The organism is Anabaena sp. EIM26 (assembly GCF_057568715.1).
In genome coordinates this window covers 3,238,483-3,254,923 of sequence record NZ_CM172472.1, presented here as the reverse complement: position 1 = coordinate 3,254,923, position 16,441 = coordinate 3,238,483, and the positions used below count along the sequence as shown (strand labels likewise).

Here is a 16,441-nt window from a genome sequence, read left to right as displayed (position 1 = left end):
TTGCGTGAGCCTTATTCCTCAATCCAAAATCGAAATGACAGAAGCATTACTTGCGGCCTTATTCGTACTCGTCTTAGCCTCCTTCATTGGCTTTGAAGTTATCAACAAAGTTCCCCCAACTTTACACACCCCTTTAATGTCGGGTTCAAACGCTATTTCCGGCATTTCCGTAATTGGGGCAATCCTCGCTGCTGGGGAAAGAAACACTAATTTATCAGTAATTCTCGGTTTAATTGCCGTTATTTTGGCAATGGTTAACGTTGTCGGTGGTTTCCTCGTCACTGACAGAATGCTGCAAATGTTCAAGAAAAAGGAAGTTAAAGCATGAGCGACTTTTTACCAACTGGGATTCAGCTGACGTATTTAGTCGCTGCATCATTATTTATCCTTGGTTTGAAAAAACTCGGTTCTCCGGCTACAGCCAGAAACGGTAATCTTGTGGCTGCGGTGGGAATGCTGTTAGCAGTTGTCGCCACAATGCTAGATCAGCAAGTCTTAAATTACGAGATGATATTGATAGGCTTGGCGATTGGTTCTGTTATTGGTGCGATCGCAGCTTACAAAGTGCAAATGACCGAAATGCCCCAAATGGTGGGTTTACTCAATGGTTTGGGTGGTGCATCTTCCGCACTTATCGCAGTTGCCGAATTTTGGCGGTTATTAGGAAGTTCACAACCTATCCCCCTCGATGTCAACATTTCCATGTTATTGGATGTGTTAATCGGTGGAGTGACATTAACCGGAAGTTTTCTAGCTTTTGCCAAATTGCAAGGTTTAGTTAGTGGTACTCCCATTACCTTTCCTTTGCAACAACCATTTAACCTCTTGCTGTTGGGTTCATATCTAGCCGGAAGTGCTTATTTAATTAAGTCACCGGATAGTTTACCCATCTTTTTAGCGGTGGTGGCTGTCTCCTTAGTATTGGGTGTAATGTTTGTACTGCCCATTGGTGGCGGTGATATGCCCGTTGTCATCTCCCTGTTAAACTCTCTATCAGGTGTAGCTGCGGCTGCGGCTGGGTTTGTGGTGATGAACAATATGTTAATCATCGCCGGTGCTTTGGTGGGTGCTTCTGGTTTAATCCTTACCGAAATTATGTGTAAGGCCATGAACCGTTCTTTGTTCAGTGTCTTATTTAGTGCCTTTGGTTCAGTTTCTACTGCTACTGGTGGTGCTGCTGCTGGTGCAACTAATCAAACTGTCCGCAGTATTGATCCCGAAGAAGGGGCGATGATGTTGGGATATGCCCGTTCTGTGGTGATTGTCCCAGGATACGGTATGGCGGTTGCCCAAGCACAGCATAGCGTCCGCGAGTTGGCAGATCAATTAGAACGCATGGGTGTGGATGTGAAATATGCGATACATCCAGTTGCGGGTAGAATGCCAGGACACATGAACGTGTTATTGGCTGAAGCTAATGTGGCTTATACCCAGTTGTATGACATGGAGGATATTAATCCCCAGTTTGAACAAGCTGATGTAGCGTTAGTAATTGGTGCTAATGATGTGGTCAATCCAGCAGCACGTAGTGATGTGAATAGTCCTATTTATGGGATGCCGATTCTGGAAGTTGATCGCGCCAAGCAAACTATTGTAATTAAGCGCGGTATGAGTGCCGGTTTTGCTGGTGTGGATAATGAGTTGTTTTATAAGGATAAGACAACCATGTTGTTTGGTAGTGCTAAGGATATGGTGGCTAAGTTGGTTTCGGAAGTGAAGCAACTTTAGGTTAATTTTAGGGGTGTAGTTTTTTGACTATGCCCTTTTTTTCTCACGCAGAGACGCAGAGGCGCAGAGAGGTTTGAAGATTTTGGATAAAAATAGGTCAAAAATTAAAATTAGCCCCAAGATTCTTGATATATAATTTTATTATTTAATATATTTTTACAAGTGGTAACTGTTGGCTGATAAGGTTCTTTTTCATAGAACACGTTTTTACAATAAACAAATACTCGTGGTAGACAATTTTTTGTATTGTTAACACTTTCAAAACATTCATTAGATAGTAAAAAATAAAGTGACAAAGATATTAATATCATACATATAGATATTAATTTAAAGTTTTTAATTTTTTCAGACATTAACCCAGCTAAGAAGCAAAGAGAAACCCAAAATATAAAAATGATAAAACTATTAAATTCTGACATAATAAAGGTTATGTTAAGAAATTTAGATGTAGTAAAAACTGTATATTCTATGATGCTGATGTATCACTAACCATTGACTGTTCTTCATATGTATTAACTACAGCAGAAACTGCCTCACCTCCGATTTTTATTAGAGCATCAATAGCATAACTTCTAAAATCAGAATCTTTAAGTAAATTAATCAAAAATGGTATCGTTTCTTGTGAATTATATCCTATATTCACTAAAGTTTTAAGAGCATGAGTACGAATGTCCTTATTAGATGAAGTATCTTCAATTACTTTTATTAGTTCTGACAAAAGTTTTTCACTTTTTAGTTTTTCTAGAGAATTAATAGCTGCAATGCTAATTTCTCTTCCTTTATCTAAATTTTTAAAATTTGTAAGTGTATCAATAAGAGCTTCTACAGATTCTTGTGAATCTACTTGCACTTCACCTAAAATTTTGACTGCAATCAACTTTATTTCGTTTTTAATTGAAGAGTCTGTAAGCAATTTAATTAAATCTGATCCTGCTACTGAAGCAAGCTTTTTTAAGCTATCATAAATTTTATTTCTAAACTGGTTTAAATTTTTATTTTTATCATCATATAGTTTAATTAAAATGGGTACTATTTTTTCAATTTTTGCATTTGCATTTGCAAGGTTCATAGCTGCATAATAACGGAATAATACATTTCCATCATCCAACATTTTATCCAGAGACTCTAATTCTGAATCACTTAAAGTATTTACGTTAACTTCATCTCCTGATTCTTGAGATTGAGATTTAGTTTTTTGAATTTTTCTATTATTTTTAAGTTTTTCAAATTTATATTGAAAATCTAAGCAGTATTCAATTAAAGCATAGGTAAAATCTAAAATATGTCGAGCTTCATCTTGATTAAATATTTTGAACTGATGTACTGCATTGTTGCCAAATTGGTTTAAAGTGTTTGCCCAATCGTATAACATTTGATCTATATATTTTTCATCTAACATTCTTTGAATTTTGTCTGATAGATTGTAAGGCTCTCTAATACGTAAATCTATTACACACAAACATTCAATTGTTTTTCTACACATAATTACTGTTGGCGTATATAGCTCTAACTTAAAGCAGTTTAAAGCATCTTGATATGTTCGCTTAATTTGTGGAGAAATTCCTTGTAAATCACTCACATCCTTGAATGATCTATATAAATATTTTCTAGTGGGAATTGGAAGAGTCCATATTTCACGACCATCCTCATCATATTCTCCGGTAGGTTCATGATCAGCATCTAACCATTCTGAATCCTCAATAATATTAACATTTTTACAAATGCAGCATACTAAAATCATCCATGTGTATTTAATCCTATTTACATACATCTCTTCAGGTTTAGTATCAGTATGAAGATAAGTTTTATTCGCTATCTCTTTCATAAAAGTTGTTTTACCACAATGCTCACAGCAAAATACTTTTTCTGTAAGCGGATATTCAATTTCTTTACAACTATCCATTTTGATACACTCTGAGATTATCTACTGGTGAGAATATTTATAAATTTTATACTAAATTTGGTGTATTAATTACATATTGTAAGTGCGATCGCTCTCTCTTCTCTTCTTCCTTCGCGCTCTTCGCGTCTTCGTGGTTCGTTAAAAAAGAGATGTTTGGTAATTTGAAGGGATGCGATAGAGCAAGCGATGACTTGTCAGTTCCCTGTTGGGGTGTTGAGGGAGTGCGATACTAGGGGGATGATGTGCGATGTCTGGGGTGAACGATGCGATCGCTTTTAGGGAAGTTGAAGGGATGCGATACTTGGGGGATGATGTGCGATGTCTGGGGTGAACGATGCGATCTCTTTTGGGGAGTTGAGGGAGTGCGATATTTGGGGTGTGTGCGATCGCTATTTGGGAGTTGAGGGAGTGCGATCGCTATAGTATAATTATAAAAAAGTCAACATTTTAAACAATATGGCAACAGGAATACCTAGTAAAAATGGGCGTAATAATAAACAAAATACAACATCTTTCCGAATTGAATATGAAGGAAAAATGCCTATAGAAGATATATTGAAAATTCAGCCAGCTAAGTTAAATCATATAATTAGCGTTGAAGGATATCCTAGAAATCAACTAATATATGGAGATAATTTAAACGTTCTTTGCACATTATTAAATAATGATAATGTTGCCGGAAAAATTAACTTAGTATACATTGATCCACCATACTCAACAGGTAGCAGTTTTGAGTCTCGTAATAACAATCATGCTTATCATGATCTCATGGAAGGTGCAGAATATTTAGAATATTTGCGTCAACGTCTTATTTTAATTAGAGAAATTCTATCAGAGGAAGGTTCTATTTATGTACATTTAGATGAAAAAATGGCTTGTACTGTCAAAATTATCATGGATGAAATTTTTGGGGTTAAAAATTTTCGTAATTGGATTACTAGAAAAAAATGTAATCCTAAAAACTATACACGCAAACAATATGGTAATGTTGCAGATTTTATTCTTTTTTATACAAAAACAGATAATTATGTATGGAATCAACCTTTTGATGCTTGGACAGAAGACTCAATTAAAAAAGAATATCAATATGTAGAAGAATCAACAGGAAGACTATATAAAAAAGTTCCTATTCATGCTCCAGGGGTAAGAAAAGGAGCAACAGGTCAATCTTGGAGGGGTACGTTACCACCTCCCGGTAAACATTGGCAATATACACCAGAAACATTAGATGAAATGGATGCACGAGGGGAAATATATTGGTCTTCAACAGGTAATCCCAGAAGAAAAGTATATTTAGATAATAGTCAGGGTATTTCGATTCAAGATATTTGGCTTGATTTTAAAGACGCTCATAATCAAAATATTAAAATCACTGGTTATCCAACGGAGAAAAATTCAGAGATGATGAAACGGATAATTATGGCTTCATCAAATCCAGGAGATATTGTTTTAGATACCTTTGCAGGAAGTGGAACTACTCTAACTGTATCTGAAGAATTAGGTAGAAAATGGATAGGTATTGATAATTCTCCATTATCTATTGATACTATAATTAAACGTTTAGTTAATGGTAGTGAAGCAATGGGTGATTTTGTTAATGGTAAAAATGGTAATTGTAAATATAAACAAATAAACTTAATTGAAGTTAATAGAATTTTAAGAACAGGGTTAGATTTTTATATTGAAGAATCACTAAATCTAGAGTTAATTTCTGATCAAATTATCAAAAATTGGAATAGTAAACTTAACTCTCTAACCAGCTTTGTGTAAATCTCTCCTCTAACATTTTTAAAGTACAAACCATCACTCTACTTTGTCCATATTGTTCTAAATTAGCGTAATCATTCCACATAGAACCTAGAAGTAATCCAGGACCATCATTCAGGATCAATACTTTTAATGGCAAATTGTATGTTTTAGCATAACCCAAAATTTCTGTGATTTTATCTCGATTTCCTCCTATTCTATCATCTTCTTGAGAACCTCCTCTGTCGGAGTCATAACGAGCAAATCCAATTACTAATGGAGTTCCATCTAAGCGAGAGATTAACATATCCGCAGGAATTTTAGATGGAAAGTTATTCAAAGCCTTATGTAACATCACATCTTTCCCACCACGAATCGGTCCTTTAATAGAATAATCTTTGCTAAATTTCTCGTTAAACCATAAGAAAAAACTTTCTGTTAAATCATACCCTTTTTTTCCTTTTGTCTTGTATTCAAGAAGAAGTGCCATGAGAGTTTCATCAGGTATGGGACGACTGTGCAACTTTTGTTTAACTTCCTCTATCGGACGAAATTTATCACTAAAGTTTCTAATAGTATTAGGGATATCGCCTTTCTTTTTAGTCATTTCTACAGATGTATCTGGAGAGACGTATCTACGAAAAACTCTAAGTAATTGATTTCGTAAAGGATTAGGTTCTTTAGAGATCATCTCCAGTAATTCTGTAGACGTTTGTGCTTTATCAACAAGTTCTATAAAGCATACTTGTACTTTTTCATAAAGTATTTTAGCTTCATCCAAGTAATCTGGATAGAACGGTGAATCAAATATAGTAATCCACTTAGATGCTGTTGTTTTGTAACTAGCAAATGTAGTCAAAATTATTTCCTTATTTTCATAAACAGTACAGGTTATTACTATAAGCAATAGTGGTATTTTTGTCCAGTTATTTGTTAAAAAACAGTAGTTACTCACTTATAAGTATGCTATGTCCGAAACTTCCAAATATCGCTCTTTCTTCTCTTCTTCCTTCGTGTTCTTCGCGTCTTTGTGGTTCGTTAAAAAAGGATACTGGGGTAAAATGAGCGATCCTCTGCGTTCTCTGCGTCTCTGCGGTTCGTTTAAAAAGAGATGTTGGGAAGTTGATGGAGTGCGATACTAGGGGGATGATGTGCGATCGCTTTCACTGCTTAAATTTCTTGCCATTCTCTAGCATCAATAAAAATAGAAAGATGCTTTTTATTACTCGTGGCAATAATTACTTCATTTCCATAATTAGCAACTAAAATAGATTGAGCAGCTAAAATAACATCACCATCTAAAGCCTTATTATCTGCTGTAGATTTACCTTGATTTCTCACTTCAGCCCATAATTCTGCTGCTTTTAACATTACTTCTGTAGTAATAGGAAGATAAATAATTTCTGATTTAAGTTGATTTAGTTTTCTAATACCTGATAACTTATTTGCTCTTAATAATTCCCGTCTAATTTCATAATCTATAATTTCTGGTAAAATTACCTCATAACCTCTTTCAAAAAGACTATAAAACCATTCTTGACATTGCACAGCTAGAGGATTTCCTTTAGGATTAGTAATTAATCCCACAGGTGCAGAATCTAAAACAATAACCTGACTCATTTTATTTTAAATTGAAATACCATTCATAGATTCAATGATTTCTAAAGTTTCTTGTTGTTCTTGTTGATCATCTGATTCATTCCATGACTCGAACAATCTTTTAATATTAGTTTTTCTATGTTCTTTTTTAATTGCATCACTTTCATTAATTTCATTAATAGCATTTTCCCAGTTTTTTAAAGATGTCTGTTTCAGCGTCACACTTTGACGGAATAACCGGACAATTTGTAGTAATTCGGGTATGTATTCTTCTGGAGTATGTTCAATTTCTAGCAATAAATCATTGCGGCTTTTTGCTGATGATTTAGCTGTAATAGATTGGTGATTATTAATCATAAAATGCTAGATTTGATTATTTTGGTATATTATCAGTATATCAAAATTTGGGAAGTTAAGGAAGTGCGATAGCGTTCGCGTAGCGTCTCGTAGAGATAGCTGACCGAAGGTATCGCTTTTGGGGAGTTGAGGGGATGCGATACTTGGGGAAGGTGTGCGATAGCGTAAGCGCTGACTTGTCAGTTCGCTGTTTGGGTAGTTGAGGGAGTGCGATCGCTATGATATTTAAGCAGTAGCAAATTCAGTATATTTCCTCTCTTCAGGAGGATGAAAGGCTAAAACAATATCAAGATTAGAAATACCTAATTTCATTAACTCATTAGCTATTCCTTCTTCAGTCCAATCTTCTTCAATCCAAATTTTATCATTTTTAATTCTGATATTAACTTGGATATTATTTGTTCTTTTTTTGCCATCCCAACCCAAAAAACACCAAATATAGTGATGATTATTATCATCAAAAATCAAACAACTTTCATCAGTTAAATTTGCTGCGCCAGAAACCCAATTATGATATTCTGTGAGAACTTGTTTAATTGCTATTTGATATTTTTCTAGTTTATCCATTGTAATATCTCCTCTTTTTCTACATTCACTACAATCATCAAAATCTGATTTAGTTCGACAATCTCTTTGATTGAATCTCTTGTAAAAAAGTTTTCGTAAGTACTTTCTTTAATAGCCAAATAAATTGTATACTCTGGTTCTGTAAGATTAATTAAATTACGATATAAAATATATTGCCCTAAAGCTAGTTCAAAATCTCTCATGGGTGAAGGACTAAGAAAACTCTTAATTTCAACAACTATTTTTCGTCCATTTTGTTCTGCTGCAATGGGTTTTTCAACGGACAAATCAGCAAATAATTCAGCATCTTTATACTTGATTTTATAAGGATCAGCAGTAATTATCCAACTTTAATTAAGGCATTTTTAACAGCATCATGGTAAATATCTTTTGCTGGCATTGTTTTCTTGATAATATTTTAGTCAATACGAATTAATCTTAATAGTGCAATCATATCATATAGCTATGCGTTAGCATTCGCGGTAGTGTCTGGTAGAGATATCTTACCATTCGCGCAGCGTGTCGAAGAGATAGGTATCGCTATTTGGGAGTTGAGAGAGTGCGATAGCGAAGCTGACCGAAGGTATCGCTAACCTCTTCCTTTGCGTCTTTGCATGATGTAAAAAGAGATGTTGGGGAAAAAGTGCAATCCTCCTCCGGCTTTAAATTTAACTTCTCTGCCAAATTTTAATCGTCTTATCTAAACTCCCACTGACCAACATTTCTCCAGAAGCTGTGAAAGTTAAAGCAGTAACCGTATTAGCGTGACCAGTAAACGTAGCTAATAATTCACCCGTTTCTAAATGCCACAATTTGATAGTTTTATCAGCACTACCACTAGCTATAATTTGTTCATTGGGACTGAGGGCTACAGCATATACACCATCTCTATGACTTTTGAGAGTGTGAATTAATTTCCCTGTCTCCAAATTCCAGACTTTGATAGTTTTATCACGGCTACCACTTACCAAAAATTTAGCATCAGCACTAATTGCTAAAGAACTAACAATGTGAGAATGACCCCTGAGAATATGTAGGGGTTGTATATCTTCAACATTTTTATTGCTAACTGTAGAAGATGTATGCCAAATTTTAATCTTACGGTAACTACCTGTAATCAAAATTTGCCCATCTTGACTTAACACCATTGAATGAGCAGCGGTATCATCTAGAGATAGGGATTTTTTAACTTGGCGATGGCACAAATCCCAAAACAAGATTCTTCTGTCATCACCACCAGTTGCGATCATATTACCATCGGGAGTAAAGGCAACACAACGCACACTTCCATTATGTTTATGCAAAATATCAATTAAATCTAGTGCGCCAGTATGCCAAATTTTAATAGTAGAATCTGCACCTACACTAACTAAACTTTGTCCATCTGCACTAAAAGTCAAGGAATTTACTTCATCTACTAATCCCGATATTACCCAAGGATATTCTGACAAGGTTTCTATTAATTCACCCTTGGTTAGATCCCATAATTTCGTTTCTCCCCGACTACCACTAGCTAATATAGGCACAGTTTTACCATACTGATATCCAGAACTTTCTATTGGCACGGTTTTAACAGTGTAAGCTAAACAGTTAATACCTCTAGTGTGTCCTTGCAAAGTCTGCCAAAATTCCCATTCACCAATAATACTCTTTTGCGGATGGTCTGACGGCAAGGTTTGAATAGTCTCTGTTATGATGATTTCATCTTCTATGGGCAGATCATTTTTTTTGCCATTTAACGATTCTAAATACCAATTTAATCCTCCTGCATACAATAAATTACTAGGATTTATAAACAGTTTCGGTTCAGTAAATTGAAGTTGATGTGTTGGTAAAAAACCAGCCATGACAGTTTGCTTTTCGTAGCCCAATTTGGTCGTTGCTGGATACAACAAGCAAAGAAAAATTAAAACTTGGTAATTTTTTACGTCTTCTTGAGTGACTGACCAGCGAATTTTATCTTTTTTAATTCCGTTGAAACTTTCTCCATCTGCTACATAAACTTGAATACTAATTTTGGGATTACTAGTTAACCAATAAGGAAATTTACTTTCACCACGTAAATTTCCTTCATCATCTAATACCATATTTTTTAAAGTGTCTTGCGGCACTTTTTTAACCAATTTACCTAACCTTTCTGTCATCAATTGATGGACAATTTGTTCTCGAACTAGATAATCTTCTGCTTGCAGTTGAAAATATTTAGGAAAGGGAATTATCCAGTCCGGTGGTTCAGGATATTCTGGTGGTATTGGTGGCGGATTTTTGGCGAGAATTTCTGCTTGTTGGCGCGAACATTCTACTATTTTTGCCAATGGCTCACCGCAAAATGCTACAATTTCACTATGACAACCTTTTACTTGACCTTCTAAAAGAGAAAGATCCGCAGTTTTAGGTTTTTTCACACGTTGTAGAAAGTCTGTTTGTTGAGCTTTGAGTAAGCTAATCCAATCCATCTGCATGATAGCGGCACAGTATTGCATACTTAAGGTAAATTATACTAAGGCGATTAGTTGGTTTTATAACTTTTACTTAAATAAAAATCTAGTAATTATCACGGTTTTATAGAACACAAATATAAGTTTGTGTTAATGGTAAAGAGACATCTGAATATTCATCAGATATTTCTAAAATTTTCCTAGGGATATTTAGATGGTTTCCATAGATTCTAACTAACTTAGAAAGCAAGTTACTGTTTCTAGAGAAACAGTTATGCCAATAAAGAGGTGTATGTCAGTAAATCCAAATTTTCGATTAGATAATTTTAAAATTTTAAAAATCATGCAAAGCAATATATATTAATTATTTGTGTAGCTAACGCATCTATCTAGAAAAATATTTATGTTAAGCACGTCATATATTAGGAGTCTTAGACCCTTTCAGTTACCAAAAATTCCTTGATTCCGTGAAATCCTTAAATCTGTTAAATCAGTGATAAAAAAGGGCAGGTATTAAACCCACCCTCAATATAAATCGTAGTTGTAATTACGAATTAATTACCAATTATTGGCGCACTGAAAGAGACCGTTTCTACGGCTTTCTCTGCGGTCAAAGTGGGTACAGAATCACGCAATCTTGCTGTTAATTGTACAGTTGTAGCGTCGTACATTTGTGTTAGCAATTTGGGATAAAAACCAATGCCGATAATTGGTATCAACAAACAAGCGATGATAAATACTTCACGGGGTTCGGCATCGATCAAAGCTTGGTGAGAAACTAATTCTTCGTTTTCTTGACCATAGAAAATTTCTCGCAACATTGATAACAGATAAATTGGTGTTAAAATTACACCAACTGCCATCAAGAAAATGACGATAACTTTGAATGTCGGGTTATAAGCATCGCTAGTAGCAAAACCAACGAATATCATTAATTCTGCGACAAAGCCACTCATTCCTGGCAATGCTAAAGATGCCATTGAACAAGTTGTAAACATGGCGAAAATCTTCCGCATTCTTTTACCAACACCACCCATTTCATCTAACATTAGGGTGTGTGTACGGTCGTAAGTTGCACCGACTAAGAAGAATAAACTTGCCCCAATTAATCCGTGGGAAACCATTTGTAAAACTGCCCCACTTAAACCTAAATCGGTGAAGGAGGCAATACCAATGAGAACAAATCCCATGTGGGAAATTGAAGAATAGGCAATTTTTCGCTTGAGGTTACGCTGGGCAAAGGATGTTAAGGCAGCGTAGATGATATTTACTACCCCCAAAACAACTAATACTGGTGCAACGTAAGCGTGGGCATCGGGGAGCATTTGGGCATTCATGCGAATTAAGGCATAACCACCCATTTTGAGCAAAATACCTGCTAGTAACATATGCACAGGCGCTGTAGCTTCACCGTGGGCATCTGGTAGCCAGGTATGGAGGGGGATGATAGGCAACTTGACAGCGTAGGCAATCAGGAAGCCAGCGTACAGTAAAAGTTGTAAGTTGAGGCCGTAGTCTTTGAGGGCGAGCGATCGCATATCGAAAGTCACTGTATCGCCGTAAAAACCCATTGTCAAGGAAGATAGCAAAATAAATAGCGACCCGCCAGCAGTGTATAAAATAAACTTGGTCGCTGCATATTGGCGCTTTTTACCTCCCCAAATCGACAGCAGGAAGTAGATCGGCACAAGTTCCAATTCCCACACCAGGAAAAATAACAGCATATCCTGGACAGCGAATACAGCAATTTGACCACCATACATAGCCAGAATCAAGAAGAAAAATAATTTCGGCTTGAAGGTGACAGGCCAAGCTGCTAAAACTGCCAAGGTGGTAATGAATCCAGTTAAGAGAATTAGGGGCATAGACAAGCCATCTGCCCCTACTGACCAATTCAAACCTAGCTGGGGAACCCAGGGGTAACTCTCCACCAGTTGCAAATCGGGATTGGAGAAATCGTACCCAGTACAAAAAGCGTAAACAATCAGTGCGAAATCTATCAACCCGACAATCAGGGAATACCAGCGCACTGTTTTGCCGTCTTTATCTGGGATGATAGGAAGTAGTAGTGACGCGGCTATTGGGAACAAAATAATCGTCGTCAGCCACGGAAAATTAGCTATATTCATCACAATCAGTCTGCAATTAAAATCTTGTTTGGCAAAAAGTCACTAGTTATTAACTAACAGCTTTTTGGCAATTTTCTCTTCATTGTTAGGTTGATTTAATTAAATTGGCAATCCCCAATTTTTCTGCGGAAGAGTCTTTTTTGACATATGAGGGTGCAGAATGTAGGTTGGAATACTCCCAGTCCAGTCAAAAATTTACCCAAAAAAAGCAGCTAAACTGGCATTTACGCACAGGATAAATTCGTGTTACACCTGCCAACGTCGTCTAAAAACTCTGACTAAATGCGAACTCCGAACTAAGGTTTTTTAGCTTCCTGACTCAGGGAACGAGTGTAAAGCTTGGCAGTAAATTGGTCAAGGGGCATTGTACCTAATAGATTTTGAGTATTTTTTAACTGAAATTGAGATGACAAAACTTGTTGAATTTTTTGTTGTTCCCTTTCTACTTCCGCTTCTGTTTTTAAACGTGACCATAAAGGATTAGCACTGTCTAACCAAATGATCCGAGCATATTTTGTTGGTTCTTCCCTCAGAACTTTTTCTAAAGAAGCAGCTAGTTCTGACGGCTTTTGAGAAAGAAGCAGAACAGGATACTGGGTGGGAATATAATAAGCCACACGCATGACATGACCCCAAGCTTTGGAATTCATAGCAATTAATGTGGGCTGATTTGCATCTTGGGCAATTAATTCGGTAACTGGACGAAAAACTGAACGATGTCGCAAACTCAAGTCACCAACGCTAATAGTTAGATACACCAACAACACACCAGCAGCTGCCAAGGTACGCCATTGTTTAGCAACTGCTTTTTCTACCCACAAAGCTATTAATAATAAACAACCTGGGACAATAATGATCATTGTCCGTCCAAACCCAAAACCCAAGGTAAACTTTTTCGTAGCGATATCTACTAACAAAGCTAGTAATAACGGCAAAATTCCTAATATTAAAACTGTACCTAAGTTTTTCTGTTCACCTTTTCGCCAGAGATGAATACTAACGGCTAAAAATAGCAAGATTACCAAACCACCAGCTACAGTAATAATCATAGGGTCTAAACTACTTGCCCAGTCTCCTATAAGTACGTCAGTACCCAAAGTGTTAGTAAAATCCTGTAAGTGTCTTAACAAGGGAGGTAATGTAGCCTTGGCGTTACCAAAACGATCTAAGTCAGCATTACGTAGTTGCTTGATTGTACCCCACAACACCCAAGGCATGGTTAATAAAACTCCAGCACCTAAGCGCAAACCATGCTGTAACCAATGTCTTCTATCTAAATAGAGTACCAATACTCCTAAAACTATTAGCCAATAGGCATATAAATAAAAAGTCATCAAACCAACAGCACTGGAGACAATTAAAAGTCCATTCCAGAAGATCTGACTACGACGACTTTGGGGATTTTGAGAATTTTGTTGTTCAATAAGATGCAATAGTGACCATGCACTTAATACTGCCCACAATACAAGGGGGGCATACATCCTGAAATTTAGAGAATGAAATAAGTAAAAAGGACTTATTCCTAACAGTGCAGCCAAGAATAATCCGCCCCGATGTCCTAAAATAAATTTTCCTAAACCATAAGCCCCACCCATAGCAGCAATGCTAATTAATGTGTTTAAACTTCGCATCGCTGCTTCGCTGTTGCCAAAAAGACGCAGCCAAAAATGCTGACTTAAAAAGAATATTGGTGGATGAGGTTCTGCCCCTAATAGACTTTTAATTAAATCCCTGATATTTAAAAAAAAGTCACGAATACTGGACTCAACAGGTAAACGCAATAAGGATGTATATTCTGCTAATACTACTGGTGCATCTCCAGGCATTTTGTAGGCATTGTTTTTACTGGTAGAAAGTAATAAAGATAAAACCTCATCATACCAAAATTCTCTAGTTCCCAGATTGATAATTCGCAGCAAAACTGCTAAAGCAATAACAATCAGAGATATATTTTCTACAGATACAAGATTTTTGAGGTGATTAACTGGTGAGTCTGTTTTCATTTTTTAAATTTACTTATTTTTATAAATCAGGCTTTTGGTTGATTTTCAATAATCGTTGCTTCTTCTATTCTGTATCTTTTATTTTGGATGATTTTTTTGAATTGAATAGTTACATTTTTCTGGTTGGCAGACAATTCTAATTTATCAGGTATTTGTGGGGAAGAAAAACATTTATCATAAACAGGACATATATAAATAAATTTCTCATAGCTTTGTTCATGTAATGCCAAACCTAATTTACTTAAATCGTCAGGTTTTTTAGTCAGAAAAAAGATTTTTTGCTTGAAGGTAGTTTCAAAACTTTGACCAACATACTGGTTAGCAACAGCTACAATTTTATTGCTATCTTTCCGTAAGAAATCAAGTACAGCCAGATTTTCTATTTTGCCTTGTTGGTAACAATTTATAGTACCTTGAATTGTATTGAGGTGAAATCCAAGTATAAATAAAGTTACAAAAATACCGCTGCTAATATATTTCATCCCAAATTTTTTAATCTTCCATGTTCTATCCAAACAAGATATGGCGATGAAATTAAGTAATGGGATGAGGACTAATAAAAATCTTGATCCCCATTGTTTACCTCCGTCACTAGGAATGAGTACAGGTACTAAACAAAGGAATAAAATAGATATTAATAATATTTGTTTAATTGCTGGAGTAAAATTGATATTTTTCCTAAATAAAGAAATCATCAAAACTGGAATTGCAAAATAGATAATAGGGAAATATTGGAGTAAGTTATTTCTCAGTTCATTAAAAAATTTCACAGACTTTAATAGTCTTGCTTGCAGTGAAAAATTTTCTACTACTTGGAAGGCATGAGCGCCTAAAGGATGGTTATAAATAATCTTATTTAAGGCAAAGAAACACAACACAGTCAATATCAGACTGGCAAGAAATATTATTTGTTTACTTTTGAGAATAGTTATTAAATCGAGATATAGCAATCCTAAATAAGATGCGAACACCCCTTTTTTATCTTCCTCTGCCTTCTCTGCTTCTCTGCGGTTCGTTTTCAAAATTCCGTTCATAAATCCAATAGCATTGCTATATGATGTAATAACTAACATAATTACAATAGCTACTAATGCCAGAAATTCAGGTCTAAACCAGACTGATAGACCAATTAATATGCCACTGAGGACTGAATTTTTTGTGGAAAAATCTTTTGCTCCTTTAGTTAACATAATCAGCAACCCATTGAAAGCTAAACATACTGCAAGTGTATGTTCCCAATACATGGCGCTATACATAGTTAATGGAGAAGCGAATATTAGAGTGAGTAATCCTATGGCTGTTATTAGTTGATTTAGTTTATAAAATTGGCAAAGTCGATCAAAACTAAACCAGATCAACCATGTAGAAACTAGAGGAATTATATAAAAACCTCTGAAACCAAAAAGAGCATAAAATGGTGCGGTGACGAGGGGAAATGTAAAGGGAAATGTTATATAGTAAAGATTAGAAATTTTGTAACTAAATGGTGCTTCAAAAGGATATAGTCCATTATTCCAGAGATTATGTACCCATTGCGGTGCAGACAGGTCTAAATTAAAGTGCAGCTTACCAGAACTAATTTGTTTGGCTAATAATGCTTTGAGTCCACCATCACCGCTATAGTAAATTTCATCTGGTATTTGAGATAGTAAGTATAAGGAAAAAATCACACCAGATAAGATTATTAATAATGACGCATTTACTTTTAATTTATACATACACTAATAAAAGGATGATTATTGTCAATATCTAGCAAATTCAATTATTTTCAGTCTTGGTTACAAATATCTAAATTTATACACAAAAACCAATGAGGCATATAAATTGCTGCTAATCTGTCAAGATAGTAAAGTTAGTGGATTATGATTAGATTTAAATAATCAATTTTGTAGAAGACTTAGCATAATCAAAAGGTTAGTGTCTAATATAACATTACAAGTTGAATTTTTGAATTTATTGCGAAAATGAAAT

12 protein-coding genes and 1 pseudogene are annotated in these 16,441 nt (G+C 35.4%); 3 read left to right on the top strand and 10 right to left on the bottom strand.

The annotated features are described in order from the left end of the window. The first annotated feature begins 34 nt into the window (after positions 1-34). Together AC012T_RS14140 and AC012T_RS14135 are read left to right on the top strand one after the other, a co-directional pair. Positions 35-328 carry an NAD(P) transhydrogenase subunit alpha part 2 gene (locus tag AC012T_RS14140; protein ID WP_015214883.1) on the top strand — a complete coding sequence of 98 codons (294 nt, stop codon included), beginning with the start codon at positions 35-37 and terminating at the stop codon, positions 326-328. After that, positions 325-1,728, top strand: a complete 1,404-nt coding sequence (locus AC012T_RS14135) for an NAD(P)(+) transhydrogenase (Re/Si-specific) subunit beta (RefSeq protein WP_487059235.1) — start codon at positions 325-327, stop codon at positions 1,726-1,728. The genes AC012T_RS14140 and AC012T_RS14135 overlap by 4 nt, the downstream gene beginning before the upstream one ends. A 466-nt stretch (positions 1,729-2,194) precedes the next feature. Here the strand turns inward: AC012T_RS14135 and AC012T_RS14130 are convergent, their stop codons facing one another. Continuing rightward, on the bottom strand, positions 2,195-3,631 hold the full coding sequence (locus AC012T_RS14130) for a DUF4145 domain-containing protein (protein WP_487059233.1): 1,437 nt from the start codon (positions 3,629-3,631) through the stop codon (positions 2,195-2,197). 456 nt (positions 3,632-4,087) lie between these two features. Between AC012T_RS14130 and AC012T_RS14125 the strand changes: the two genes are divergently transcribed. Continuing rightward, complete coding sequence (locus tag AC012T_RS14125) at positions 4,088-5,401, top strand: site-specific DNA-methyltransferase (protein ID WP_487059232.1); 1,314 nt, start codon at positions 4,088-4,090, stop codon at positions 5,399-5,401. Here AC012T_RS14125 and AC012T_RS14120 read toward each other — a convergent pair. From AC012T_RS14120 to AC012T_RS14080, 9 genes and pseudogenes are all read right to left on the bottom strand, one after another. Next, positions 5,376-6,236, bottom strand: coding sequence for a hypothetical protein (locus tag AC012T_RS14120; protein WP_487059231.1), 861 nt, complete (start codon positions 6,234-6,236; stop codon positions 5,376-5,378). The genes AC012T_RS14125 and AC012T_RS14120 overlap by 26 nt on opposite strands. A 311-nt stretch (positions 6,237-6,547) precedes the next feature. Then, complete coding sequence (locus AC012T_RS14115; protein ID WP_487059229.1) at positions 6,548-6,997, bottom strand: PIN domain-containing protein; 450 nt, start codon at positions 6,995-6,997, stop codon at positions 6,548-6,550. A gap of 6 nt (positions 6,998-7,003) precedes the next feature. After that, positions 7,004-7,333 carry a hypothetical protein gene (locus AC012T_RS14110; RefSeq protein ID WP_487059227.1) on the bottom strand — a complete coding sequence of 110 codons (330 nt, stop codon included), beginning with the start codon at positions 7,331-7,333 and terminating at the stop codon, positions 7,004-7,006. Between the two features lie 225 nt (positions 7,334-7,558). Next, positions 7,559-7,900: a XisI protein gene (locus AC012T_RS14105; protein ID WP_487059225.1), complete on the bottom strand. Its 342-nt coding sequence runs from the start codon at positions 7,898-7,900 to the stop codon at positions 7,559-7,561. Further along, positions 7,888-8,300, bottom strand: a pseudogene (locus tag AC012T_RS14100) (XisH family protein). The gene AC012T_RS14105 and the pseudogene AC012T_RS14100 overlap by 13 nt, the downstream one beginning before the upstream one ends. A gap of 268 nt (positions 8,301-8,568) precedes the next feature. Further along, positions 8,569-10,362: a WD40 repeat domain-containing protein gene (locus tag AC012T_RS14095; RefSeq protein WP_487066585.1), complete on the bottom strand. Its 1,794-nt coding sequence runs from the start codon at positions 10,360-10,362 to the stop codon at positions 8,569-8,571. Between the two features lie 530 nt (positions 10,363-10,892). Then, positions 10,893-12,461, bottom strand: a complete 1,569-nt coding sequence (gene ndhD1 / locus AC012T_RS14090) for a photosynthetic/respiratory NAD(P)H-quinone oxidoreductase subunit D1 (protein WP_487066583.1) — start codon at positions 12,459-12,461, stop codon at positions 10,893-10,895. Positions 12,462-12,763: 302 nt separating this feature from the next. Next, entirely contained in the window at positions 12,764-14,470 is a 1,707-nt protein-coding gene (locus tag AC012T_RS14085; protein WP_487059224.1) for a glycosyltransferase family 39 protein, read from the bottom strand. A 26-nt stretch (positions 14,471-14,496) separates the two neighbouring features. Continuing rightward, positions 14,497-16,188, bottom strand: a complete 1,692-nt coding sequence (locus tag AC012T_RS14080; RefSeq protein WP_487059223.1) for an LA_3751/LA_3752 family putative glycosyltransferase — start codon at positions 16,186-16,188, stop codon at positions 14,497-14,499. Positions 16,189-16,441 lie beyond the last annotated feature (253 nt).

Excerpts from the sequence above, each read along its gene's own strand:
- AC012T_RS14080 (WP_487059223.1), bottom strand. The coding sequence starts at position 16,188 with ATGTATAAATTAAAAGTAAATGCGTCATTATTAATAATCTTATCTGGT.
- AC012T_RS14105 (WP_487059225.1), bottom strand. The coding sequence starts at position 7,900 with ATGGATAAACTAGAAAAATATCAAATAGCAATTAAACAAGTTCTCACA.
- AC012T_RS14095 (WP_487066585.1), bottom strand. The coding sequence starts at position 10,362 with ATGCAGATGGATTGGATTAGCTTACTCAAAGCTCAACAAACAGACTTT.
- AC012T_RS14085 (WP_487059224.1), bottom strand. The coding sequence starts at position 14,470 with ATGAAAACAGACTCACCAGTTAATCACCTCAAAAATCTTGTATCTGTA.
- AC012T_RS14140 (WP_015214883.1), top strand. The coding sequence starts at position 35 with ATGACAGAAGCATTACTTGCGGCCTTATTCGTACTCGTCTTAGCCTCC.
- AC012T_RS14135 (WP_487059235.1), top strand. The coding sequence starts at position 325 with ATGAGCGACTTTTTACCAACTGGGATTCAGCTGACGTATTTAGTCGCT.
- AC012T_RS14125 (WP_487059232.1), top strand. The coding sequence starts at position 4,088 with ATGGCAACAGGAATACCTAGTAAAAATGGGCGTAATAATAAACAAAAT.
- AC012T_RS14130 (WP_487059233.1), bottom strand. The coding sequence starts at position 3,631 with ATGGATAGTTGTAAAGAAATTGAATATCCGCTTACAGAAAAAGTATTT.
- AC012T_RS14115 (WP_487059229.1), bottom strand. The coding sequence starts at position 6,997 with ATGAGTCAGGTTATTGTTTTAGATTCTGCACCTGTGGGATTAATTACT.
- AC012T_RS14110 (WP_487059227.1), bottom strand. The coding sequence starts at position 7,333 with ATGATTAATAATCACCAATCTATTACAGCTAAATCATCAGCAAAAAGC.